Origin of the sequence: Paenibacillus sp. JJ-223 (genome assembly GCF_927798175.1) — a bacterium.
GTDB classification, from domain to species: Bacteria; Bacillota; Bacilli; order Paenibacillales; family Paenibacillaceae; genus Paenibacillus; species Paenibacillus hubeiensis.
Genome location: NZ_CAKMMP010000017.1, coordinates 159,124 through 182,078 on the forward strand (window position 1 = coordinate 159,124; position 22,955 = coordinate 182,078).

Genomic DNA, 22,955 nt, shown 5'->3' on the forward strand with positions numbered 1-22,955 from the left:
GCAGCATGCTCCTGCTTTTGAGCACCCCGCTGCATGCCAAGAGGACCTGTTTGCCCATAAAAGGGGCGAACAGGTCCTCATTTTGTGATCGTGTGAGAAAATGGTGCGGTATGATCAGGCTTTGCGGAGTTTTCCGAGCTCGGACGCAACGGCCTCCACTTCGGAGATGCTCAAATGCTCCTTGCCCATGACCATTTCGTACAGGTCAAACAAATCCTCATACTTGTCCAGCGGGAAGGCAGAGGCCTGCATGGCAGCTCCGCTGGCCATCCGCAGTTTGTTTTTGATCGCTTCAATCATATATTCGATATTTTCCGCACTCGCTTGCGTCAGATCCATCGTTATTGTTCATCCCTTCCGTATCGAAAGCTCTTGTCATTGTATCATGACGTGCTGACGGAGGCCAATGCTTTTGCGGCGAATCTGGGCTTCGGTTACAATGGATGGCAGAACAAACATCGCGGAACATGCATGTGCAAAGGAGAGAAGCGTAGTGCCTACGTATAAAAGGGAATGGATTCGCGGACAGGGCCGGAATCCCCGCAAGGGAGTGCCCGGGAACGAGCTGTTCTTCTTTTTCAGCGATATTTATAAGCAGCATCCACCGGATGAGGTCACTTTTGCGTGCATCGGAACCGATCGTTCCACAGGGGATGCTCTCGGGCCGTTGACCGGAACCTATCTCGTCGAACGCGGGATGGCTCATGTCGTGGGAACGTTGGCATCTCCTTGTGATGCCGATACGCTGGAAAAAAGACTGGCTCTGATTCCGGCCAATCATGCCATCGTTGCGATTGACGCCTGCTTGGGACCAAGAGAGGCGATAAATACCTATTTTCTTTCGGATCAACCGCTGCTTCCGGCCGAGTCGGTTGGCGGAAAGCTGCCACCGGTTGGGCAATACAGCATTGCGGCCGTCGTCAATGCGAATGGTCCCAGGCCCTATTCAATTCTGCAGATGACTTCGCTTCACCTGGTCATGGGCATGGCCCAAACGATTGCCGAAGCGGCAGCCGATGCTGCGAGACGGCGTTAGCTGTTTCATCCGTTCCTTCAGGGGCTTAATGATTAACAGCTTGAATACATGGAAATGGGTTATAATGGATGTCATAAACGATACGCGCAGAAGGAGAGGAACGAACATTGGAACAAGTGATATGTCATGGGACGAAGATAAGTTATGCCGATCAGGGAGAAGGCGAGGCTCTTATTTTGCTGCACGGCTTCTGCGGCAGCTCATCCTATTGGGAAGAAGTGGTGCCCGAGCTGGCACGCCAATATCGTTGTATTGTACCCGATCTTCGTGGACATGGCGCAACCGATGCTCCCGAAGGGCCCTATACGATTGAACAAATGGGTAACGATGTACTTGGCCTGATGGACGAGCTGCATATTGAGAAAGCGGTCCTGCTTGGCCATTCCATGGGCGGTTATGTCACCTTGGCCATTGCCGAGCAGCATCCGGAGAGGCTGCAAGCCTTCGGGCTGGTTCATTCCACCGCATATCCGGACGGGGAAGAGGCCAAAGAGAAGCGGCTGCGCGCCGTCTCGACGATTCGGAACGACGGGATTGTAAGCTTCGTGGACGGGCTTGTTCCCGGGCTCTTTGCGCCAGAGCACGTCAAGTCGTTTGCGGAGAAAGTTCAGCGCGTTAAAGAAATCGGTTATCGAACCCCTCCCCAAGGCGCAGCCGGAGCCGCGATGGCGATGAGGGAGCGTCCGGACCGAAGGGATGTGCTGTCGGCTGCGTCGCTTCCGGTATTGCTGGTCGCCGGCGAGAAGGATGCCGTCGTTCCGCCCGAGCGGATGTTTACGAGCGATAAGCCTAATATCGTTCAGCACGTCATTGCCGAAGCCGGGCACATGAGCATGTACGAAGCCCCCGAATCATTGATTCAGGTCATTAAACAATTTATGTCAGGGCTTTCCCGATAAAATAGCAACTATTTGCTTGACTTAGCCCCCGCAGCCCCTTGAAGGGTTTGCGGGGGCTTTGGCTTTTTGGCAAATCATGAATTACAATAATGACCAAGGACCGATCCTGTCGGGTTCGGATTATGAACAAGGGATGGACGAGGGGGCTGCGCGATGTTCAGGAAAGACTATCTGCTCCGTATGATGGAGGAAATGACCGAGGCAATCGGCAAAGCATTTACGCTTAGACAACAGCGCAAACATACGGAGGCATTGACCGAACTGGATGAATTGCTGCGGAGGCAGTTTGGCATGAACTCTTCGCTGCTGAACTCCCTTCCGGTGGATGACGTGATCGAAATGTTCCGCTTTCGCGGTGTCATAGAAGTCGATAATTTGCAACAAGCGGCACGGCTGATCGAAGAAGAAGCCCATATTTTCGGGGAAAAGGCCAAAGTGGAGGGCATCGATGATCAGGAGCGGCGGGATGCGGAGGATGAACAATGGATCCGTTTCATGAAAGTTCTCCATTTTTATCTGTATGCCTTGAATCATGGTGCGGACAAAAAGCTGCTGGACGCACCTGAACGGGTTGAGGCCATTCTGGAGCAAACGAAGGAATATGCACTTCCGCCAAAGACAGAAAAACAGTTGGCATTATATCGGGAACATCAGGGAAAGTTTGATCTGGCCGAGAACAGCTGGTATCGCATTCTTCGTTCCCAGGAACAACTGCCGCAGGATTATCGTGGCGACGTGATCGCATTTTATGAGCGCTTGATTCAGCTTGAGGATGAACAATTGGCGAACGGAGGTTTGCCGCGGGACGAAGTGGAAGAGGGACTCGCCGAGCTGCACAAGTAAGGAAGGTTATGCGGGAGAAATGAACGACTGCCCAAGTTGGATCAAGCGAGCTTGAAACGGGCCGACCCGAGCTATACAACCGTTCATGGCGCCCTGAGCATCCTTGATGAAACGGAATGCTTTGCCATGGCGGGCTGTTAGCGGTCTTCACTTGGAGAGGAAACGGAATTATGGTATGGTAACGGTTGACCAAACCAAACCGAAAGTGAGATGTACCCCGTGGATTCGTTGCGAAATCTAATACATGACATCTTTGAGCAGAATTCGCTGATCACGGCGACCTGGAGCCAGCTGCGCAGACGAGACAACGTGTCGTTTACCAAAGTGCAGGTCAAGCCGGTGTCGATTAAAAATCAGCTGCATTATCAATTCGCATTTCATCATAGCAATAAAGTGCTGCATGAAAATTTGACGCCGGACGAGGCGGAGGAACGCATGATTCAACTGTGCGAGGAGACGTTCCGCCAAGGGATGCTCTGCACGGTGGAGGCGGACTATCAGATTTTGATCAGCAAAAAATATAAGGTATCCATTTTGACCAAATCCCCGTCCAAAACAGCGGCGAACCTGTCGCATAACCGAAAGAAACAGTATGTGCTGGAGGAAGGCATTCCCGTTTCGTTCCTGGTGGAGCTTGGCATCATGAACGAAGAAGGGCGCGTGCTGGCCCGCAAGTATGACAAGTTCCGGCAGATCAACCGTTTTCTCGAAATGGTGCAGGACGTGATCCAGCATCTGCCGGAAGGACGGCCGCTGACGATCGTCGATTTCGGCTGCGGCAAGTCGTACCTGACATTTGCGCTGTACCATTATCTGTCGATTCAGCAGCGCAGGTCGCTGCGCATCATCGGCCTTGACTTGAAAGCGGACGTAATCGAGCACTGCAATGATTTGGCCAAACGTCTGCATTACGGCGATTTGAAGTTTCTGGTGGGCGATATTGCCGACTATGACGAACTGCAGGAAGTCGATATGGTCGTCACGCTCCATGCCTGCGACACGGCTACGGATGCTGCGCTCGAAAAGGCGGTTCGCTGGGGCGCTTCAGTCATTCTGTCGGTGCCTTGCTGCCAGCATGAATTGTTTAACCAGATCGAAGCTCCCGTTATGGAGCCGCTGCTGTCGCATGGAATCCTGAAGGAACGTTTCTCGGCGCTGGCGACTGATGCCATTCGGGCCAAACTGCTCGACCTGCTTGGGTACAAAACGCAGCTGCTCGAATTCATCGATATGGAGCATACGCCGAAAAACATCTTGATTCGCGCCGTCCGCGGACAAGCCGGCCAGACGGAGGCGTTGTGGAGCGAGTATACGGCATTCCGCGATTTCATTCATGCAGACCCGTATTTGGAGCGTGCCTGCGCCGATTTGTTGCCCGGTGACGGTGGGAATAAACCGGGAAAGATTACGGACGACGCGGAATCCGGCAAGCGCAAACCCGAGGCGGGAAGCTGCGACCACTGTTAGACCATCAAGGCATTCGGCCGATTGGAATCTCATTGGAATGAGCCGGGGCGAGGATGGAGAAGCGGTGAATCTTATCGGTCATCGTCTATCGCGGCGATAATGCGGGCATACTTGGGAAAAGGGTCCTGCATCGCGAAAAATGAGCATCGTTTGTTGGCCATCTGGCATGTTAAAGCAGACGCGTCTTATGGACGCAGCAAAATCTTATCGACATAAGGCGGGAGACCCTGTATCAGGGCTTCCGCCTTTTTGGTTTTGGAGCAGGCGTTGGATGAGGGCAGAAAAGGAGGTGACGGGGATGCGGCCGGGGGCTGATGAGAGAAGAAGGCTCTTTATGGGACGGGATCGGGGAGTGCTGCAGCATTTTAACCTATGGTTGCTGGGAGGGATGACCTGCGCAATATTGGTGGCTGCTTGCCTGAAGCATGGATTGTTTTTTTCGGCAGATGTGAATGAGCTGTTGATCGTTATACTTGCCGGCACGATCATTTGCATGGCTGCCACTTCGGTGAACGAAGGCATGATAAAAATGCGACGCTGCGGACAGCGGACTGGACGCAAGCTGAAATGGACTGCATTTGCTCAGCAGTGCATGGCGTGGATGTATTCTGCGGAACTGCGCACTTCTCTCTGGCCGCTGGCGTTGGCGATGCTGTTCGGGCTGCACGCATGGTTAGGCCCCGGAAACAGGCAGGGGAGCGTGGAAGAGATGTTCCGTTGGAGCCTGCTGGCCGCCTTTGCGCTGCTGGCCGCCATGTTGGCCAGACAGCCGCACGGCGCGCGCTGGTTTGCCTGCGGCTGGCAGCTGGCAGGCGGCGTGCTTGTGCTAAGCGGCCTGTTGGCCGTGTGCGGCATGCTGCCGCTGCCCGGCGGGGTCATGCGCACCGCTGACCCCGAACTAAGCTTCGCCGGCGCCCGGCTCGGCGGATTGCTGCAGTACCCGAACGCGTACGGTGCCGTCGTCGGCATGTACGCGCTTGAGCGGCTGGCTGCCGCCGCTGCGGTGCTCGCCCGGCCTGTCCGGGCCGGGCGGCTTCTCGCGGCAGCGCTGCCGCTTATGCCCGCGCTGCTCGCGCTCCTGCTGAGCGAGTCGCGCGGCGCCTGGCTGGCGACCGGCTGCGCCGCGGTCGCCGCCTGGGGGCTGCAGCGGCGCGGTGCCCGCCTGCCGCTGCTGCTGGCCGCAGCCGCGCCCTTCGCGTGCGCGGCCTGGCTGTACCGCCAGCTGGCTGCCGCGCAGCTGGCGCCTGCGCCTTTGCCCGGCCTGCTCGCGCTGGCCGGGGCGTGGGCGGCAGCGCTGCTGGGCACGCTGCTGCTGCACCGCCTGCGGCATAGCGGCGCACGGGCGCGCGCTGCCGCCTTGGCGGCCACGGCGCTGGCGTGCGCATCCGCCGCAGCGCTGGCCGCAGGCTCCGTCGCCGGGCGATTCGCCGCCGGCGCGGGCACGGGCTTGTCCCGCCTGGAAATGTGGCGGGATGCCCTGAAACACTGGGCCGCGGCCCCTTGGGCCGGCCACGGCGGAGAGACGTGGCGCTACGGATATCGCGCCATCCAGACCTCGCCGTACGTGGGCGGCGAGGTGCATAGCGGTCCCCTGGATCTTGCCCTCGACACGGGCTTGATCGGACTGCTGCTCGTGTTCGGCTGGATATGCCTTACCCTGCGCAGCGTTCGGGGCAGCGCGGCCCGTTGGGTGCCGCCCTTCATGGTCTTTATCCTGCATGGAGCCATGGACTTCGACTGGAGTTATGCGCTGCCCTGGATGCTGTTTATTTGGCTTGGGGCTTGGGCGAGTGCAGCTGAACGCAAGAGCGCAGCGCCAGATATGAGAAACGGGCAGTCTCGGAGCGTTAGCGGACGACCAGGCACAGGCCAGCCGTTGTTGCCGGCGGTCGCGTCCTTGCTCGCCTTGCTGCTGTGGCTTGGCGGTACGGGCATGCTTGTCGGTCGGCATATCTCGGCCGGGCAGCAGTATCGTCAAGCATGGTCTTCACTGGACCAAGACGATGCGGGGATGCGCCGGGAGGCGCTGCTCTCGGCATTGCGCCTTAACCCGTTCATGCCGGATCTTGCCCTGGAGCTGGCCAGAAGCGTTCCAGTCCGCCAGGCAGAAGATATACTGCAATACAGCCTGTCCCATGCTTCGGGCGACTGGCGGCTGCTTTACGAGTTAGGGAGATGCGCCGCTGTTTCCGGGGAGGGGGAAAGGGCAGCTTCGTTTTTCGCCCGGGCCATTGCAAACAACCGGTACGATTCCGTGCTTCGGACATCCGCTTTGCGTTGGATGGATCAGGCCGCAAAGCAGGAACGTGCACTGGGTCTGGAGGATCGTTCAAGGCACAGTGCGGCCATGGGGGTTCGAATGTACGAGCATTATCTATGGCAGGTCGAGAAGGTGAAGGAAAAAGGAGGACGAAACGATCGCTCGTTCGCAGTGACACCAGTCGCGCGGATGTATGGAGAGCAGCTGCGGCAGCTGGCAGCGAATCAATATTCGACTTGGAAAATGGCAGACATGCGCTAGGTATTATCGTCGTTGCCATAAAGAGCATCAGAACGCTGGATCGAACGTTTCCAAATTAGCGAGAGTGGGGCAGTTACTTCTTCCTGAGCCCCTATGGATAGAAATTGAAAGCTTATGTAAGTGTACTCTATCAACGATGCAAGTTTTGTTTTTGACGGCAAAGACATGATCACGAAGTGCTCTCTTTAACTGACTTGCGGGAATGCGAAGTGCGGTTCGCAACACCCGCAAGTTTTTTTGGCTGTGTGTATCGCTTATAGGCGATATCCTCCGAATGCCTGGCGAAAGGCTTCCTGCAGCGGCGCCTCCTCCGTTTCCCATAGGGCGGCGATATCGGGGCAGACGTTTTCATTCCACCACTCGCATAACAATTTGCGGTTATCCTTGTTTTCTCCGATCCACAGCAAATTCTCGATGACCTTTTTGTAGTAGAGTTCTTCGGCCTGCTGCATCAGATCGGGAGAGATATATGTTTTCAACCGTTTGGCGGTCCGGTACAGCTCTTTGCTGCATGCTCTGCGGATTCCTCTTGCGGAAGGCAGCTGCTTGCCGGGTGTACGATGTTTGACAGGCGGATGTCCGGGTTTCGTTCTGGCTTGCATCGCTCCACGCTCCTTTCACGATACCATATGCGGATCGTTCCTCATGGGACACAACCGGCAGCCGGCAATATGGCAAGAGGACACGACCCTGTGATAAGATAGGAACGAGTCGTTCATGGTGTCTGAGGCACCGCCATACTGAATAAAGAAAGAGGGTCGAGATGGACGTAATTCATAACATTGTCGGTCAATTATTCGACTGGATTCAAGGTCTTGGATATTTCGGAATCATGCTGGGGCTGATGCTGGAAGTCATCCCGAGCGAAATCGTTCTGGCCTACGGGGGATTCCTCGTGTCGCAGGGGCAAATCAATTTCCTGGGAGCCGTCATTTTTGGCACGGTTGGCGGCGTGGTGGCACAGCTGTTTATCTACTGGATCGGTCGTTATGGCGGTAGACCCGTACTTGAACGCTATGGCAAATACATACTGATTCAGAAAAAACACATCGACCATTCCGAGGAATGGTTCCGCAAGTACGGCACGGGCGTGATCTTTACGGCAAGGTTTGTGCCTGTCGTACGACATGCGATCTCCATTCCGGCAGGCATATCGAAAATGCCGGTCGGCAAATTTATCCTGCTCACCACGCTGGCTGTTATACCTTGGTCCGTACTGTTTATATATTTGGGAATGGTCCTTGGCGACAAATGGAAGGATATCGATGAAACGGCAGCGCCTTATGTGACTCCAATTCTGCTCGTTGCCCTGGGTCTTATGATTGTTTATTTCCTGATCAAATGGATGAATACACGCAAAAAGAAAGGAAGTGTCTAACATGGCAAAACCTAACCTGTCTCACAAGTTTGGCAAAGGCCTGTCACCTCAGGAGTTCATTGACGCAATGACCAAGAATCAAAGCGAATTCCAGGCGAATTACGACCATTTTGCATGGCCGAGCGAGGAGGACCGCGAGTTTTTTGAAAGTCTCAACCATCGGGACGATCTTCGTGTATTGATTTTGGCCGCGGATTGGTGCGGTGACGTCGTTCGCAACATTCCGGTCGTTTTCAGGGCGCTCGAAATTTCCGGCGTGCCGACCGAGGTGCTGATTATGGAAAACCATCCGGAAGTGATGGACGAATTTCTGACGATGGGCGGCCGATCCGTGCCTGTGGTCATTTTTGCCGATACCGGTGGGCATGTGCTCGGACAGTGGGGTCCCCGCCCGCAGCATGTTCAAGAAGTGATGGTGGAGTTCAAACGCAACAATCCGGATCGCGAAGCGGCGGATTACCAGGAGAAGATGGCCGTGGCCCGTCAGGAAATGGTCAAACGTTACGGGGAAGGATCGGAGTCGCACCCAGCCATTTTGCGTGAGCTGCGTGAACTGATTTCGGGTTTCTGAGCCGATATGTTAAACATCCGTACATTTAACCTTGGTCCGCTCCAGACCAATGCCTATTTGTTGCAGGGAGAAGATCCGCAGAAGGCGGTCATCATTGATCCCGGCATGAATCCTGCTCCCTTGGTCAAAGCGATCAAGGATCTTGAAATTGAAGCCATTTTGCTGACGCATGCACATTTCGACCATATCGGCGGCGTGGAAGAGATTCGCCAAGCGAAGGGCTGCCCGGTTTATTTGCACGACTTGGAGAGCGAGTGGCTGACGACTCCGAAATTAAACGGATCACTGAATTGGCCGCAGGTCACGCCGCCCATTTCTGCAGAGCCTGCTGAATACGCACTGGCTGAGGGCCAGCAATTGAAACTGATTGGCCATACGTTCCGGGTGTATCACACGCCTGGCCATTCGCCCGGCAGTGTCAGCCTGTTGTGCGGTAATGACCTGTTTGCCGGAGACGCGCTCTTCCGAATGGGCGTTGGCAGAACCGACCTGACCGGCGGGCGTGAGAGGGACCTGATCGATTCCATCCAGAACAAGCTGTACACCCTTCCCGATGAGGTTGTCGTATTTCCCGGCCATGGTCCCAAAACGACGATCGGATACGAGAAACAGCTTAATCCTTACGTGTCCGCAAGATGAAAGGATTGTTTTGTACCGTTTGAAAAAAATCGGACAAAATAGGCAAGAAAGTCTGGACAAACGACATGTTTTTCATTAGAATAGCTATTAGTTGTTACAAGCGTTAAGGCATCACTTCACTGAAGTATTTGAATATGCAGCACCCTAACTCGCGAAGCACGCAGACTGTGGTTTTTACCCGGTTTGCGTTCTTTTTTTGTTTATGGCGATTTTTGGGGAGACTTAGAGTCGGTATCCGGGGCAGCAATCATTTGCATTCATTCAAAAATGAGCAAGGGGAGGGAGCGGGAGGTGGAGATCATACGTTTCATTCCGTCGTCCAATGGAGAAGAACGGTTGGAGTTCAAGGGCAAGCGGCAGACCGTCGATCAAAGGCGTATGGAAAATATCGAGAGACAGGCATATTTAGAAACAACATCCTTACATAACCTTGAGCGTATTCAGAAAGAGAATGAGCATTTTGAATTCAGACATAATATTTGGAAAAGTCGATTGCTGCATAAAGGAGCGCACGGTCAGCCGTGGTTCGACAGGCTGCAGCAGCACAGGAGATAGCCGTCTGATTGCCCGGGAAATTGTCGCATGATGACCTTCTTCCGCTTTATTTTGATGCGGCATGGAGTTTTTTTCATTTGAACGTTTGGAGTACGTCCATCGTATTATCTTTCAGATTGAACGGGAAGCAGGTGAAATGCCGGATGAAAACAGCGGAACTGGAGGAAGCGCTCCGAGCCGCACAAGGCGATGACGCTGCCCTTGCGTCACTATTGCAGCGCCACTATGCATTTGTGTACAAATATATCATCAAAGTGACGATGGATCCGCATGCGGCAGAAGAAGTGGTTCAGGATACGATGATTCGTTGCATGGAAAACATTCATCGTTATGATGGTACGTCAGCCTTTTCATCCTGGATGATTACGATTGCCACCCGGATTTATATCGACAAGGCGAGGCGCAGGGAAAGGGAGAAGAACTGGCTGAAATTGGCCAAAGACCAGGTTGCGAGACAATTGCGATGGCAGTTCGAGAGTCGTAACGAGACGTGGACGGATGTCATGGAAGCGATGACCCGGTTATCGCCGGAGCATCGGATCGCCGTGCTGTTGAAGCACTATTACGGGTACGGATACGATGAAATCGGGGATATGCTGGGTATTCCGTCTGGGACGGCCAAGTCGCGTACAGCTTACGGACTTCGTCAATTGAGGAAGGAGATGGAGGGATCATGAGCAGTGGATCGAGTGAAAAGGAAGAGCTCGAACTGGTGCAGCAGCTGCAGCAGCAGTTGAAAATATTGGATGATGCATATGAGCCTACGAATATTCCCTCAATCGCCTCGTTGGCAGCTCAGGTCAAGGAACGGCGACAAATGAGAAAACGGGCAAACCGGCTGGAGTTGATCATGTTCTGGATCTTGGCATTGCTTGTACTTGCTGCCGGGGTCATGTTGTTCCAATCCGCACCGATTTTCTATCTGGGCATTCAGGCTGTCGGAACGGGTTTGGCTATCGGGATCGTCATCATCTGGGCTGTGCGCCGACAACGGAAGGAGATGCGTCATGAATGATCTGCATTATTCATTGAACGAAGTGCCGCCAATATGGCTTGGCCTGATTGGTTTGGTTTTGCTGCTTCAGGGCACGTGGATGTTCACCGATGCAAGGAAACGGGGACGTTTCCCGTGGCTGTGGGGATTGTGGGGGATTACGGGGGTTCCGACCCCGCTTGTTGTTTACTGGTTTGTGGTTGTCCGGAAAGAGAAAACACGTAAAAGATGACATGGTTATGGTTTGCACGGTAACAAAGGAAGCATATTGATTTTACACAAATGATTTGTTTCATGCCGTTAATCGTAGACATCGCTATTCTTTTCTAGTAGACTAGACAGACCACAATATATAAAGATAGACTACCAGGAGGTTAGACGATGCTGCGATTGGGAGAAAAGGTAATCATTGTCGCGGATACGTTTGAGCAAAATCTTCCTGTGGGGGAATATGGATTCATCATCGCTTATGACCGGAACCCGGACAATGCGTTTGACTACGTGCTTCGCGTGCCTCAGGTGAACCGGAACTTTTTCGTTCCTTCCGGCGACGTAGATCTGGAAGAAGTTCTGCTGAAACAGGAAGCGGAGAAGGTTGAGCGTGAAGCGTTGATCGATTACGCCCTTGCGACACACAACGAGAAGCTGTTCCGTTATTTGATGAACGGAGACGTTCAAGCTGTGGAAGAGGAAGAAGAAACCGCGAAGGAAACGATGTCACAGGCGGATTTTATAAAGCAGGTTAACCTGCGTGCATGGATTTAAGGAGCCGGCGAAAGCTGGCTCTTTTTTGATTAGCTCCAAAGTCCGGGCATTTGCATTGAATTGTCGAACCAACTCACCTATAATGAAAAAAGTTATCACGGGACTTTAGCCCGTTAAACGGGCGAGCCGCATCGGCGGTTCCGGAAAGTTGAGCGAATGAAGGAGGCATCCGAAACATGAGTATCTCGAATAACGACGTTCAGCATGTGGCCAGATTGGCCCGGCTTAACTTGACGGCAGAAGAAGAACAGCTGCTGACAGGACAGCTGAATGCCATCTTGAAATATGCGGAGAAGCTGAATGAGTTGGATACGGACAACATTGAACCAACAACCCACGTTCTGCATGTCAGCAATGTGATGCGCGAAGATGAGGTGCAGGGTAGCTTGCCGATCGAGAAGGTTATGCACAACGCACCTGAGGAAGAAGACGGGCAATTCAAAGTGCCTGCCGTGATGGAATAGCGGATAAACCGGAAGGAGGAAAAATGACGTGAGTTTATTTCAACAATCGTTGCCTGAAATACATAACAAGCTGAACGCGAAAGAGTTGTCCGTCAGCGATCTGGTAGAACAGGCTTATCAAAACATCGGTGCCCATGACGAAAAGGTCAAGGCATACCTGACGCTGGACGAAGAGCGCGCTCGCTCCCGTGCACGCCAGCTGGACGATCAACTCGTCAGCGGCGGGGAAAGAGGTCTGCTGTTTGGCTTGCCTGTGGGCATCAAGGACAACATCGTGACGAACGGACTGCGCACGACGTGTGCCAGCCAATTCCTGCGCAATTTCGACCCGGTATATGACGCGACCGTTGTCGAAAAATTGAGAGCGGCCGACACCGTAACGCTCGGAAAATTGAACATGGACGAATTCGCCATGGGAGGTTCCAACGAAAACTCCAGCTTCGCTCCTGTGCGCAATCCGTGGGCGCTGGATCGCGTGCCCGGCGGTTCCAGCGGCGGATCGGCTGCTGCCGTGGCTGCGGGAGAAGCCTACTTTACGCTGGGGTCGGACACCGGCGGCTCCATCCGTCAGCCTGCATCGTATTGCGGCGTGGTCGGATTGAAGCCTACCTATGGGCTGGTATCCCGTTTCGGGCTGGTGGCGTTTGCTTCATCGCTGGACCAGATCGGACCGATCACCAAAAACGTCGAGGATTCCGCTTATGTGCTCCAAGCGATTGCGGGGTATGACCCGAAAGATTCAACCTCCGCGAACGTGGACATTCCCGACTATTTGAGCGCCTTGACCGGCGACGTTAAAGGTTTGCGCATCGCGGTGCCGAAAGAATACATCGGGGAAGGCGTAAGCCCTGACGTCAAGGAACGCGTGCTTGAGGCGTTGAAGGTGCTGGAAGGGCTCGGCGCAACTTGGGAAGAGGTATCGCTGCCTCATACCGAATATGCGGTAGCCACGTATTATTTGCTGGCTTCCTCCGAGGCTTCCTCCAACCTGGCGCGGTTCGACGGCGTTCGCTATGGCGTTCGCGCCGACAATCCGGACAACCTGCTGGACCTGTACCACCAATCCCGCAGCCAAGGCTTCGGTCCGGAAGTGAAGCGCCGGATTATGTTGGGCACGTATGCGCTCAGCTCCGGCTATTACGATGCGTATTATTTGAAGGCGCAAAAGGTGCGTACCCTGATCAAACAGGATTTCGACAACGTGTTCGAAAAATACGACGTCGTGATCGGACCTACGGCTCCTACGCCGGCGTTCAAACTGGGTACCCAGGTGGACGACCCGTTGACCATGTACCTCAACGACATTTTGACCATTCCTGTCAGCCTGGCTGGCGTGCCTGCCGTCAGCATCCCATGCGGCTTCTCCGAGGGGCTGCCTGTTGGATTGCAGATCATCGGCAAAGCGTTTGACGAAACGACCGTTTTGCGCGTTGCACATGCGTTTGAACAACATACGGAATATCACAAACAGCGTCCGCAGCTGTAGACTGACCGGAACGGAGGAATAGAGAAATGCCCGCATCAAAATACGAAACCGTCATTGGACTTGAAGTCCACGTAGAATTGCACACGCAATCCAAAATTTTTTGCGGCTGCTCCACGGAATTCGGGGCTCCGCCGAATACGCACACCTGTCCGGTGTGTCTCGGACATCCAGGCGTATTGCCTGTGCTGAACCGCCAGGCGGTCGACTATGCGATGAAAGCAGCGATGGCGCTGAACTGCACCATTGCCGATGTCAGCAAATTCGACCGCAAAAACTATTTCTATCCCGATTCGCCGAAGGCGTATCAAATTTCCCAATTCGATCAGCCGATTGGCGAGAACGGGTGGATCGATATCGAAGTGAACGGCGAAACGAAACGAATCGGCATCACGCGTCTCCATCTGGAAGAAGATGCAGGCAAATTGACCCACGTGGACGGCGGTTATGCATCGTTGGTCGACTTCAACCGCGTGGGAACCCCGCTCGTCGAGATCGTTTCCGAGCCTGAAATTTCTTCCCCGGAAGAAGCGCGCGCGTATTTGGAGAAACTGCGTGCAATCATGCAATATTGCGAAGTGTCCGACGTGAAAATGGAAGAGGGGTCCATGCGTTGCGACGCCAACATCAGTTTGCGCCCTCACGGTCAGGAAAAATTGGGAACCCGTGCGGAATTGAAAAACATGAACTCCTTCCGAGGCGTGCAGCGCGGGTTGGAATACGAAGAATACCGCCAGGCGGAAATTTTGGACGATGGCGGCGAAGTGGTGCAGGAGACTCGCCGTTGGGACGAAGCCCAAGGAAAAACGCTGACCATGCGCGGCAAAGAAGAAGCGCATGATTATCGCTACTTCCCGGACCCGGATTTGGTGAAAATACACATCGACGAAGCGTGGAAAGAGCGCATCCGGGCTTCGATTCCCGAATTGCCGGACCAACGCAAAGCGCGTTATGCGGCAGATTACGGTTTGCCGAGCTACGATGCTGAGGTCATTACCTCGTCCAAAGCGGTTGCGGACTTGTTCGAAGACAGCCTTAACTACACCAAAGACGCCAAATCCGTTTCGAACTGGATCATGGGCGATCTGCTCGGTTACCTGAACACGAACAATCTGGAGTTATCCCAGGTCCCGCTTACGGGCCAAGGGCTCGGAGAAATGATCGGCTTGCTGGAAAAGGGCACGATCAGCAGCAAAATTGCCAAAACCGTATTCAAGGAAATGCTGGAAAGCGGCAAGCTTCCACAGCAAATCGTTGAAGAGAAAGGGCTCGTGCAGATCAGCGACGAAGGTGCTATTCTTGCCATCGTGGAACAGGTCGTTGCGAATAATCCCCAATCGGTAGAGGACTATAAGGCCGGCAAACAGAAGGCCATCGGCTTCCTGGTCGGACAGGTCATGAAAGAGAGCAAGGGCAAAGCCAACCCTGGCTTGGCGAACAAACTGCTTACAGACGTACTGAACCGTTAATCCTTCGGGAGAGGTCAAACAGAAGGAGGCTCGTCCCTGTGACAGCCTTCTTTTTTTGTATTGCAGGCATCGCTCACTCGTTAATGCGAAAGGAGAAGCTTCACATGACCATCGAATCGATATCATTGAATGACCCGGACAAGTTGGGTCAGTTATGGCGTTTACAGCATGTGGCTTACCGGCTGGAAGCGGAAATGATCGGATTTAAGGAAATTCCGCCGTTAATGGATACGCTTGAAACGCTGCAGCAGTGTGGGGAGAGTTTTTACGGATACATGGATTCCGATGGGGAGTTGATCGGGGCGATCGCTGTGGCCGAGGAGGAAAAAGATGCCCTTACGATTACGCGGATGATGGTTCATCCGGATTATTTTCGCAAAGGAATCGCCTCTGCCCTGATTGCGCATATTTTTGAAACGTATCCGGAATATCCGCGCTACATCGTATCTACCGGAACGTTGAATGAACCTGCGGTGCAGCTGTACAGCAAGTTTGGTTTTGTCCCCGTGGATCGTGTACAGCTTGCCCCAGGCGTGGAATTAAAGACCTTTCACAGGAATAAAGATGAATGACATTAATGACATGGAGGAGGACTATCGCTTTTGGGCAATCCCTGGATTATTGACGAATGGCACATTTTGCTGAGGCTGCTGCTTGCCATGCTGCTGGGCGGCCTCGTCGGATTGGAACGCGAGCGCTCCAATCATGCCGCCGGCCTGCGAACTCATATTTTAGTTTGCCTCGGATCGGCGCTGATTATGATGCTTTCCATTTATGGCTTTAAAGATTTTGCGAATGAAATAAACGTGCGCATCGATCCGGCGCGTTTGGCAACGGCCGTGATTACGGGCGTCGGTTTTCTGGGAGCGGGAACGATCCTGTTTACCGGTAAGTCCATTACCGGTCTGACCACGGCAGCTTCGATTTGGGTCGTGGCAGCCATCGGGCTGGCTGCGGGAGCGGGCTTCTTTTTTGCCTCCATCATTTCCACGGTTCTGGTGTTGTTGAACCTTTGGGTATTTAACAAGTTGGAGCTCAGGTATATTCGGGGAAACAAGCTGCATGTCATTACGCTCCATACTTTATCCGAGCCCGGATGCCTCGAGCAGATTTCCTCGTTCTTGGAACAGGAAAAAATCAAAATACGCAAGATCACGGTCAATGAGCAGGAGCTGGCCTTTTCCGAGGTGGTATCGGTGGAGCGCAAAATCGAAATTGTGCTGCATGTTTACATGCCGCATGATTTGGATACGGTGCAGCTGGTGACGAAACTGAGACGGTGGGAACATATGACCAAAGTTTCCGTGGAATAAATAAAATCGAACCCCTTCAGGCCTTATGGGCACAGGGGTTTTTGGGATTCATCCATATTTTTGCCAGTTACTCGAATGTCGGTTTAGGGTACTATCTAACCAAACGCTTGAAAAAAGAAACCGGACACTCCATCGCGAAAGGAGCTAGATCGTTTGAAGAAAAAGCATCGGGCAAAAATGGTGCTTAAAAGACGGCCGACAAGAGCGGTTCGGGTGAGAACCCACAAATTTGTGGCCGGACTGATGAGTGCAATCGTTCCAGGACTGGGCCATTTGTATTTGCGGCTCTATTTAAGGGGACTGACGTATATGATGCTGGTGATGCTCGACCTGTCGGCGCTGGTGTATTTTTCGTCCGTCGGCATACAAATCAATGTTCCTCTGCTGATTCTGCTCGCGCTCTTCATTCCCGTCCTTTACTTCTACAACGTGTTTGACGTGCTGCAGTCTGCGGATCGGGTGATGTTACGCAAGCGCAAGGGAAGTGTCCCGCCGGATTTGGACCAAGCCGGGAGTAAGGAGCGAACCGCAGTCGAAGCATTGATGATGTGGGAAAAAGGCATATCGTTTGGCCTGCTGCTGGTCGTTGGCGGCGCGCTTATGGTCATGTTTTTTCGCAGGCCTCGCTGGTTTCAAGATTTGATTGGCATGTACGGTGGGTATGCATTTGCCGTATTGATGATCGTGACCGGGCTGAATCTGTTTGGGCGCGAGATCTGGACCACGCTGCAGAGAAAGAAATTGTAGCAGGCAGGGCAAGGAGGGAATGAAATGAACCGCAAAATTCGGGTCGGCCGCTATACGGCCGCCGCTTTGCTCATTGTCGTGGGCGTACTGCTGATTATGGATAAACAATCGGGAACGGATTATCTCTACGGCATGGTAGACTGGTGGCCGCTGCTGCTGGTGGCCTTAGGCTTAGAATACATACTGCTGTTTTTGCTTATGCGGGGACGAAGCCGATCCGTGTCGGGCGCGGAGAATGCAGTGAAGGCCAAAATGCGGTTTCGGCCGGATGCGAAGGGTATTTTGTCGTCGCTGCTTTTGGCTGCAGTGGTGTTCATCGTTACTGAGCAGGACCATTACATGCATTTGTGGAACAGGGTCAGCCTGAACCTGGGAGCGGCTTCCATGGATTACAGCGCTGCAGCAGGGTATATGCAGGATAAAGGGACCATCCGGGTCCCGGTAGGCATGGAGACGTCCGATGTCGTCGTTCAAGGCGTGAACGGGGATATTTCGCTGCAGCGGGGCGATACCGATTCGATCGAAATTCGCACGGTAGTTTGGGTCGATCAAACGACGGAGGTACAGGCCAAGGCGGTGGCCGATGCTTCTTTCGTCACGGCGGAAGGTACACAGGTTATTCATATTACGGCAACGGGGAAAGCTTATGGAGAGAACGAAAAGACCCAGCCGCGAATGAACTTGACCGTTACGATTCCGGAAGATCGGAGATTCAATCTGGATATCCGGACATCCAACGGGGCGATATTGTTGAACCGTGCGGAAGCCATCAGCACCATTTCGGCCGAAACGGGGAATGGTCGAATTCGTATTAACAACGCAGTAGGCGATATTTCCGGAAAAACATTGAATGGGGACGTGATCGTGGCAGGAGCCATCGGCAATGTCGATCTGGACAGCAACCGGGGGGACATGAAGGCCCGCGACATTACGGGGGACGTGGACTTGACCACGCAAGTCGGGAGCATTAGCATCACGAATTCAACGGGCAGCTTTATCGCGGATACTCGGAACGGGAACATCACGATGGACGGGGCCAATCTGGGCGTCAAAGCGCAATCGCTGAACGGCAGCATCAATATCGTTTCGACGAAGATCGGCGGGGATTGGGACGTTTACAGCGCGGTGGGGGCCATCAATATTCTGCTGCCTCATCAAGGCGATTACAGCCTTAGCGGATCAAGCAGCTATGGAGAATTACGGACAGACCTGCCGTTCAAGGTGCGGAACAAGACGATTGAAGGGCAGCTTGGCGAAGGGGAATATACGGTCAAAATCGAGGGCAATAGCGACCTCGCCATTAATCGTAACCCTAGTCTTCCATTGCCGGGAGAAGATGAGCCTGATCTCGGAGGAGAGGATACCTCGGATAACGAAGGCCATTCGAACGGGGAAAACGGGCAAAATTCCCAAGGTGATTCGTCCGAAGTTCTGTAACCGTCGCGTTGACAATAAACTTGGTATCGCCGTACAATGAAAATAAGGCAAGTTAACATGGCTGGAGAGATCGTGGCCGTTCAACTGGCCAAGAATCAACTCTGAATGAGGAAACGGCGAAATTCGTTTCTCTCTGAGAGAACGAAAGGTAAGGCGGTGGGTTTTATGGGAACACGAGTCCAACATGCGTTGGAGCATCTGAAAACGACCGGTGTCCGTATTACACCCCAGCGTCATGCCATATTGAATTATTTGATGGAATCGATGGGGCATCCGACAGCCGATGAAATTTACCGTGCGCTTGAACCCCAATTTCCCAGTATGAGCGTGGCGACTGTATATAATAATTTGAAGATGTTTTTGGAAGCGGGCATGGTCCGAGAGTTGACATACGGCGACAATTCAAGTCGCTTTGATGCCAACGTGACGGATCATTACCATGTCATCTGCGATAAATGCGGCAAGATAGAAGATTTCAGCCATCCATATCTGGACAGTGTCGAGCGTCAGGCTGAAGCCAGCACGGGATTTGAAGTCCACGGGCATCGGCTGGAAGTATATGGGGTTTGTAAGAGTTGCAGGGCACAATAGAGATGAATTACAATATGAACGTGCAGAATTCGATTGGATTCTACACGTTTTTTGTTTGTTCACGGACGATTCATGCATGACATAGGAATGAGTTACACTAACGGAGGTAAACGTTTGAGTAGAAGAAACAGCTATACACGTCGAAAAAGGCGGGGCTCAGTCTTGCCTGTTTTGTTGGGGATTTGTTTGGTCGCTGGAGGCGCATATTGGTTGATTACAAATCTATGGTTAAATCAGCTTCACGAAGATCCGGATTGGGTCGGCATGAAGCAGCCTATATTTGTCGAAGGGCAGCTGATGGATGAAGAGGCTTCGGGTGCGGGAGATCAGCTCAAGCTGCCGCTCACGGTTCTGCAGGAAGCTGTGGATCCGGGCATTCGTTACGAAGCGGACACGGGAGATATCATCATTGCATCGCCAGAACGCGTTCTGCATATGAAGGAAGGCAGCACTCAGGCGGAGCTGAACCACAAAAACTACCCCCTGACGGTTGCTCCGGAGGCGGAAGGTAATGAAGTGTATATTCCGCTAAAACCATTGAAGGAAGTGTACGGCATTGCTGTGCAGGAGGATTCCTCCACTGGTGCGGTACTGCTGATGCGTGGAGGAGAAACGATCCAATATGCCACGATCGATGCAAAGTCGTCCAAGGCAGACCCAACGGTTCCGATGTACAAACGCGATGAAGAGCGATCTCCGATCATTGCGGATCTGCAGAACGGCATTCGCGTGCGCGTATGGCGCACCGGAACAGAACAGAGCTTTGTACAAACGGATAATGGATATGCCGGATATGTCGATAATGATCATGTCTCGCTAACGGAGAAAAAGACGGTGGATGAGCCGAAGTCAACTCCGACGGCGGCGGAGAAAAAGTGGAAGACCAAACCCGTCAATTTGGTGTGGGAAGCAGTGTACAATCGCCAACCTGACGTTGGCTCGATCGGCAGGATGCAGGGGGTTAATGTGGTCAGTCCGACATGGTTCCATATTACGGATGGCGAAGGCAGCGTAAGCAGCAAAGCGGACAAGACCTATGTCAACTGGGCTCACCGGTCAGGGATGGAAGTATGGGGATTGATGGACAACAGCTTTGACCCCGAGATCACGAAAAAGGCTCTGGCCACGTACGAGACACGCACTCATATCATTAAGCAAATGTTGGAATACGCGCAAACGTATCACCTTGATGGAATCAACATCGATTTTGAAAACGTGCAGACGGTGGACGGACCTAACGTGACCCAGTTCGTAAGGGAAATCAAAGCGATGGCTCGAATTCATGGGTTGATGCTGTCCGTCGACGTAACGCCAAAATCCAATAGCGAAATGTGGTCTGCCTTCCTGGATCGCCGTGCGCTTGGCGCATACGCGGATTACATTGTCGTTATGGCCTATGACGAGCATTGGGCTGCAAGTCCGGAGGCAGGTTCAGTTGCTTCGCTTCCGTGGACGGAAGCCTCGATGCGACGCATTCTTGAAGAAGACGAAGTTCCTTCGAAAAAACTGATTATGGCAGTTCCTTTATATACGCGCATTTGGACCGAGGAGAAGGACGAGAACGGAGAGGTTAAAGTTTCGTCCAAGGCTGTTGGCATGGATACCGTGCAGGAACTGATCAAGGAAAAGAAGCTTAAACCTAAGCTCGACAAAGAGAGCGGGCAGAACTATGTGGAGTATCAAGAAGAGGATGCAACCAAGAAAATATGGATCGAGGATCAAGTTTCCCTTCAGGCCCGGGTGGATTTGATTGCCGAACTGAAGCTTGGCGGCGTGGCTGCATGGAACCGAAGTTTTGCAAATGCATCGGCTTGGGAGACCCTTCAAAAGGCGGGTTATACGAAATAAAGTCTGTTGGAATCATTTATCATTTAATCTGAACCGAGATGTACTGCGCCGCTTGGCAGAGTTGCGGCATGAGAAAAAGGAAGGCCCGGCATAACAGCCGGGCTTTTTGTATGCATATCTAAGTTGTCAGCTGATTGGAAATCGGACGGCTCAGGTGTGTGGCTCCGTGTGGGAATGGCTGCCTGAGCTCATTGTGGAAGGCGCTTTCAGTACTGGGTGAGTATTGGCCTTCGCCGGATCGAGTGTGAGGATGGTGTGGCAAAACATGCACCGATCCGTCTTGCCAAGCATTTTGGTAAGTTTGCCGCATTCGGGACATTCCAATTGAACGGCGCTTGTGGAGAGCATTCCTGCCCAAAAGTAGATGGCCACGCTCGCAACCATCGCAACAAGCCCGATGACGAGACCCACGGCTGCCACGATTTTGCCTGCATGTCCCCAGAATACGATGCCGGCGGTTCCCAGTACCATTAGTCCCATGCCTAACATGGTAAGCAGCAGCCCCCAAGTGCGAAAAGCATTAATTTTAGCCGTTTTAAAAACCATAAAAAATGCTCCCATCGTATGAGTAGTATCGTACCTGGAAAAGAAGGAAACTTCAGTCTGGATGTAGAATTACATTATAACTGACTTGGCGCTAGTCCGCCATGAATGTATGGAGGGAATCGTGGAATTAAAGAACATGGATTTATTGTCCGGTCAATCGGAAGGGACGGCAGCAGTGGGGGCCATCGCCTATTCACGCTCGGGAGAGCGATTCCACGGCTCCCTGATTCAGGATTTCGAATTGGTAGTATTGGTTGTGTGCGATACGGAAGAGATTGCTTCCAGAATCGGCCATTACAAATCGGGGGATCTTCGTTACCAAATCGTATATGCAGGGCTGCATGAACTTAAAAGCAGTATCATTACGGGAGAGAACAACAATCTGCTGAAATGTTTGACTGATGGAGACATCATTTGGGAATCGGACGGTACATTGAGTGCATTAAGGGAGGAATTATTGGCTTTCGGTCCGAAACTACAGGAGCAGAAGCTGCTTCATGAGTTCGCCTGTTTTTTACGGATGTATGTTGAAGCCAAACGGTACATTCAGGAAGGTCATGTGGTTGATGCGTATTATAACGTCCTTGAAGCTCTTGGTAACTGGGCCAGAATCGTGCTGATTGAACAAGGGTTGTATCCTGACCATGCGGTATGGACGCAAGTCCGCAATCTGGATCGGGCTCTTTGGAAACTGTATGAGGAAATGACGGTCAGCTCTGAAACGCTGGAGCAACGTGTGGAGTTGGCTTTGCTGGCGTGCGAATTTTCCGTCATGTCCAAAATGATGGATTGTTCGGCTTTGCTTTTGCGGGTACTGCGAAGCCGCAGGGAACCCTGGTGCATGGATGAGCTGCTGCATCACCCGGAACTTAAATTTGTAGCTGAGGACCTTCCGTTAATTTTGCGCAAGCTCGTGTTCCGGTCCATGGTCAAAGAGTCGGCCGGATGGCCTTCGATCGTTGAAGGCAATGGTCGGGAGATTCGTTATTGGGTCGAAACTTGATCGTTTACCGGACTGCATAACGTATGAAAAGGAAGGGGAGACCCTTCCTTTTTTGTATGTTTTACACGTGGTTAAATATTTTAATAAAAAGTATTGACTCAAATTAGTCGGATATGATACATTATATCTCGTTCCGCTAAAAGCTTGTATCTGAAAACAAGTGAGCGAAACAGAATCAAAAAACAACTCCTGAAAAAAAGTTGTTGACAAAAAAACAGAAGATATGATATATTATTTAAGTCGCCGCCGAAAATGAGCGGTGAGGAAAATGAGAAACATATCAATGATTTGATCTTTGAAAACTGAACAACGAGTGAGTAATGCGAAGGTTTTTGGTACATGTCGTATGACTGTATAAAAACCGGAGCGACATTGAGATATTTTAT

The 22,955-nt window shown here is 52.6% G+C and carries 26 protein-coding genes; 23 read left to right on the top strand and 3 right to left on the bottom strand.

Annotated elements, in window-relative coordinates:
• Positions 1 to 114 precede the first annotated feature (114 nt).
• A complete protein-coding gene (locus tag L6H98_RS25835) occupies positions 115 to 339 on the bottom strand; it encodes a DUF1128 domain-containing protein (protein WP_236420554.1) in 225 nt (74 codons plus the stop codon).
• Positions 340 to 493: 154 nt separating this feature from the next.
• On the opposite strand from L6H98_RS25835, the gene yyaC reads away from it, so the two are divergent.
• The 5 genes from yyaC (at position 494) to L6H98_RS25860 (ending at position 6,766) form a co-directional block, all read left to right on the top strand.
• Entirely contained in the window at positions 494 to 1,036 is a 543-nt protein-coding gene (gene yyaC / locus L6H98_RS25840) for a spore protease YyaC (protein ID WP_236420555.1), read from the top strand.
• A gap of 107 nt (positions 1,037 to 1,143) precedes the next feature.
• On the top strand, positions 1,144 to 1,935 hold the full coding sequence (locus L6H98_RS25845) for an alpha/beta hydrolase (protein ID WP_236420556.1): 792 nt from the start codon (positions 1,144 to 1,146) through the stop codon (positions 1,933 to 1,935).
• Positions 1,936 to 2,088: 153 nt separating this feature from the next.
• Positions 2,089 to 2,778, top strand: a complete 690-nt coding sequence (locus L6H98_RS25850; protein WP_236420557.1) for a DUF6483 family protein — start codon at positions 2,089 to 2,091, stop codon at positions 2,776 to 2,778.
• 210 nt (positions 2,779 to 2,988) lie between these two features.
• Positions 2,989 to 4,245 carry an SAM-dependent methyltransferase gene (locus L6H98_RS25855; RefSeq protein WP_236420558.1) on the top strand — a complete coding sequence of 419 codons (1,257 nt, stop codon included), beginning with the start codon at positions 2,989 to 2,991 and terminating at the stop codon, positions 4,243 to 4,245.
• A gap of 187 nt (positions 4,246 to 4,432) precedes the next feature.
• On the top strand, positions 4,433 to 6,766 hold the full coding sequence (locus L6H98_RS25860; RefSeq protein WP_236420559.1) for an O-antigen ligase family protein: 2,334 nt from the start codon (positions 4,433 to 4,435) through the stop codon (positions 6,764 to 6,766).
• A 254-nt stretch (positions 6,767 to 7,020) separates the two neighbouring features.
• Here L6H98_RS25860 and L6H98_RS25865 read toward each other — a convergent pair whose 3' ends face one another.
• Complete coding sequence (locus L6H98_RS25865) at positions 7,021 to 7,368, bottom strand: dehydrogenase (RefSeq protein ID WP_236420560.1); 348 nt, start codon at positions 7,366 to 7,368, stop codon at positions 7,021 to 7,023.
• 161 nt (positions 7,369 to 7,529) lie between these two features.
• Here L6H98_RS25865 and L6H98_RS25870 point away from each other — a divergent pair, with 161 nt between their 5' ends.
• The 17 genes from L6H98_RS25870 to L6H98_RS25950 all read left to right on the top strand — a co-directional run bounded on the left by L6H98_RS25870 (position 7,530) and on the right by L6H98_RS25950 (position 21,020).
• Positions 7,530 to 8,144, top strand: coding sequence for a DedA family protein (locus tag L6H98_RS25870; RefSeq protein ID WP_236420561.1), 615 nt, complete (start codon positions 7,530 to 7,532; stop codon positions 8,142 to 8,144).
• A gap of 1 nt (position 8,145) precedes the next feature.
• Entirely contained in the window at positions 8,146 to 8,715 is a 570-nt protein-coding gene (locus L6H98_RS25875) for a thioredoxin family protein (RefSeq protein WP_236420562.1), read from the top strand.
• A 6-nt stretch (positions 8,716 to 8,721) separates the two neighbouring features.
• Positions 8,722 to 9,354, top strand: a complete 633-nt coding sequence (locus L6H98_RS25880; protein WP_236420563.1) for an MBL fold metallo-hydrolase — start codon at positions 8,722 to 8,724, stop codon at positions 9,352 to 9,354.
• Between the two features lie 291 nt (positions 9,355 to 9,645).
• Positions 9,646 to 9,909 (top strand): hypothetical protein, encoded by a 264-nt coding sequence (locus L6H98_RS25885; RefSeq protein WP_236420564.1) that lies wholly within the window; start codon positions 9,646 to 9,648, stop codon positions 9,907 to 9,909.
• A 143-nt stretch (positions 9,910 to 10,052) separates the two neighbouring features.
• Positions 10,053 to 10,586, top strand: coding sequence for an RNA polymerase sigma factor SigY (sigY, locus tag L6H98_RS25890; RefSeq protein ID WP_236420565.1), 534 nt, complete (start codon positions 10,053 to 10,055; stop codon positions 10,584 to 10,586).
• Complete coding sequence (locus L6H98_RS25895; protein ID WP_236420566.1) at positions 10,583 to 10,924, top strand: YxlC family protein; 342 nt, start codon at positions 10,583 to 10,585, stop codon at positions 10,922 to 10,924. Before sigY ends, L6H98_RS25895 begins: the two co-directional genes overlap by 4 nt.
• Complete coding sequence (locus tag L6H98_RS25900) at positions 10,917 to 11,135, top strand: sigmaY antisigma factor component (protein WP_236420567.1); 219 nt, start codon at positions 10,917 to 10,919, stop codon at positions 11,133 to 11,135. Before L6H98_RS25895 ends, L6H98_RS25900 begins: the two co-directional genes overlap by 8 nt.
• Positions 11,136 to 11,284: 149 nt before the next feature.
• The gene (locus tag L6H98_RS25905) at positions 11,285 to 11,668 is read left to right on the top strand and encodes an ATPase (protein WP_236420568.1); all 384 of its coding nucleotides are present in this window, start codon (positions 11,285 to 11,287) and stop codon (positions 11,666 to 11,668) included.
• A 176-nt stretch (positions 11,669 to 11,844) separates the two neighbouring features.
• Complete coding sequence (gatC, locus tag L6H98_RS25910) at positions 11,845 to 12,132, top strand: Asp-tRNA(Asn)/Glu-tRNA(Gln) amidotransferase subunit GatC (RefSeq protein WP_236420569.1); 288 nt, start codon at positions 11,845 to 11,847, stop codon at positions 12,130 to 12,132.
• Between the two features lie 28 nt (positions 12,133 to 12,160).
• Positions 12,161 to 13,618 carry an Asp-tRNA(Asn)/Glu-tRNA(Gln) amidotransferase subunit GatA gene (gene gatA / locus L6H98_RS25915; protein ID WP_236420570.1) on the top strand — a complete coding sequence of 486 codons (1,458 nt, stop codon included), beginning with the start codon at positions 12,161 to 12,163 and terminating at the stop codon, positions 13,616 to 13,618.
• Positions 13,619 to 13,644: 26 nt separating this feature from the next.
• On the top strand, positions 13,645 to 15,084 hold the full coding sequence (gene gatB / locus L6H98_RS25920; protein WP_236420571.1) for an Asp-tRNA(Asn)/Glu-tRNA(Gln) amidotransferase subunit GatB: 1,440 nt from the start codon (positions 13,645 to 13,647) through the stop codon (positions 15,082 to 15,084).
• A gap of 104 nt (positions 15,085 to 15,188) precedes the next feature.
• Positions 15,189 to 15,656 (top strand): GNAT family N-acetyltransferase, encoded by a 468-nt coding sequence (locus tag L6H98_RS25925; RefSeq protein WP_236420572.1) that lies wholly within the window; start codon positions 15,189 to 15,191, stop codon positions 15,654 to 15,656.
• A gap of 30 nt (positions 15,657 to 15,686) precedes the next feature.
• Complete coding sequence (locus L6H98_RS25930) at positions 15,687 to 16,397, top strand: MgtC/SapB family protein (protein ID WP_236420573.1); 711 nt, start codon at positions 15,687 to 15,689, stop codon at positions 16,395 to 16,397.
• Between the two features lie 153 nt (positions 16,398 to 16,550).
• Positions 16,551 to 17,144 carry a hypothetical protein gene (locus L6H98_RS25935; protein WP_236420574.1) on the top strand — a complete coding sequence of 198 codons (594 nt, stop codon included), beginning with the start codon at positions 16,551 to 16,553 and terminating at the stop codon, positions 17,142 to 17,144.
• A gap of 24 nt (positions 17,145 to 17,168) precedes the next feature.
• Complete coding sequence (locus tag L6H98_RS25940; protein ID WP_236420575.1) at positions 17,169 to 18,581, top strand: DUF4097 family beta strand repeat-containing protein; 1,413 nt, start codon at positions 17,169 to 17,171, stop codon at positions 18,579 to 18,581.
• Between the two features lie 165 nt (positions 18,582 to 18,746).
• Positions 18,747 to 19,172: a peroxide-responsive transcriptional repressor PerR gene (gene perR, locus L6H98_RS25945; protein WP_236420576.1), complete on the top strand. Its 426-nt coding sequence runs from the start codon at positions 18,747 to 18,749 to the stop codon at positions 19,170 to 19,172.
• 114 nt (positions 19,173 to 19,286) lie between these two features.
• Entirely contained in the window at positions 19,287 to 21,020 is a 1,734-nt protein-coding gene (locus tag L6H98_RS25950) for a glycosyl hydrolase family 18 protein (protein WP_236420577.1), read from the top strand.
• A gap of 150 nt (positions 21,021 to 21,170) precedes the next feature.
• Here L6H98_RS25950 and L6H98_RS25955 read toward each other — a convergent pair whose 3' ends face one another.
• The gene (locus L6H98_RS25955) at positions 21,171 to 21,566 is read right to left on the bottom strand and encodes a DUF2614 family zinc ribbon-containing protein (RefSeq protein WP_236420578.1); all 396 of its coding nucleotides are present in this window, start codon (positions 21,564 to 21,566) and stop codon (positions 21,171 to 21,173) included.
• A 121-nt stretch (positions 21,567 to 21,687) separates the two neighbouring features.
• On the opposite strand from L6H98_RS25955, the gene L6H98_RS25960 reads away from it, so the two are divergent.
• The gene (locus L6H98_RS25960; RefSeq protein ID WP_236420579.1) at positions 21,688 to 22,569 is read left to right on the top strand and encodes a nucleotidyltransferase-like protein; all 882 of its coding nucleotides are present in this window, start codon (positions 21,688 to 21,690) and stop codon (positions 22,567 to 22,569) included.
• Positions 22,570 to 22,955 lie beyond the last annotated feature (386 nt).

Bases quoted from the DNA above. Each gene is read 5' to 3' on its own strand.
- gatB (WP_236420571.1), top strand. From the start codon at position 13,645: ATGCCCGCATCAAAATACGAAACCGTCATTGGACTTGAAGTCCACGTA.
- gatC (WP_236420569.1), top strand. From the start codon at position 11,845: ATGAGTATCTCGAATAACGACGTTCAGCATGTGGCCAGATTGGCCCGG.
- L6H98_RS25835 (WP_236420554.1), bottom strand. From the start codon at position 339: ATGGATCTGACGCAAGCGAGTGCGGAAAATATCGAATATATGATTGAA.
- L6H98_RS25900 (WP_236420567.1), top strand. From the start codon at position 10,917: ATGAATGATCTGCATTATTCATTGAACGAAGTGCCGCCAATATGGCTT.
- sigY (WP_236420565.1), top strand. From the start codon at position 10,053: ATGAAAACAGCGGAACTGGAGGAAGCGCTCCGAGCCGCACAAGGCGAT.
- L6H98_RS25870 (WP_236420561.1), top strand. From the start codon at position 7,530: ATGGACGTAATTCATAACATTGTCGGTCAATTATTCGACTGGATTCAA.
- L6H98_RS25860 (WP_236420559.1), top strand. From the start codon at position 4,433: ATGGACGCAGCAAAATCTTATCGACATAAGGCGGGAGACCCTGTATCA.
- L6H98_RS25855 (WP_236420558.1), top strand. From the start codon at position 2,989: ATGTACCCCGTGGATTCGTTGCGAAATCTAATACATGACATCTTTGAG.
- L6H98_RS25850 (WP_236420557.1), top strand. From the start codon at position 2,089: ATGTTCAGGAAAGACTATCTGCTCCGTATGATGGAGGAAATGACCGAG.
- L6H98_RS25940 (WP_236420575.1), top strand. From the start codon at position 17,169: ATGAACCGCAAAATTCGGGTCGGCCGCTATACGGCCGCCGCTTTGCTC.
- L6H98_RS25880 (WP_236420563.1), top strand. From the start codon at position 8,722: ATGTTAAACATCCGTACATTTAACCTTGGTCCGCTCCAGACCAATGCC.
- perR (WP_236420576.1), top strand. From the start codon at position 18,747: ATGGGAACACGAGTCCAACATGCGTTGGAGCATCTGAAAACGACCGGT.
- L6H98_RS25875 (WP_236420562.1), top strand. From the start codon at position 8,146: ATGGCAAAACCTAACCTGTCTCACAAGTTTGGCAAAGGCCTGTCACCT.
- L6H98_RS25895 (WP_236420566.1), top strand. From the start codon at position 10,583: ATGAGCAGTGGATCGAGTGAAAAGGAAGAGCTCGAACTGGTGCAGCAG.
- L6H98_RS25925 (WP_236420572.1), top strand. From the start codon at position 15,189: ATGACCATCGAATCGATATCATTGAATGACCCGGACAAGTTGGGTCAG.
- L6H98_RS25955 (WP_236420578.1), bottom strand. From the start codon at position 21,566: ATGGTTTTTAAAACGGCTAAAATTAATGCTTTTCGCACTTGGGGGCTG.
- L6H98_RS25865 (WP_236420560.1), bottom strand. From the start codon at position 7,368: ATGCAAGCCAGAACGAAACCCGGACATCCGCCTGTCAAACATCGTACA.
- L6H98_RS25905 (WP_236420568.1), top strand. From the start codon at position 11,285: ATGCTGCGATTGGGAGAAAAGGTAATCATTGTCGCGGATACGTTTGAG.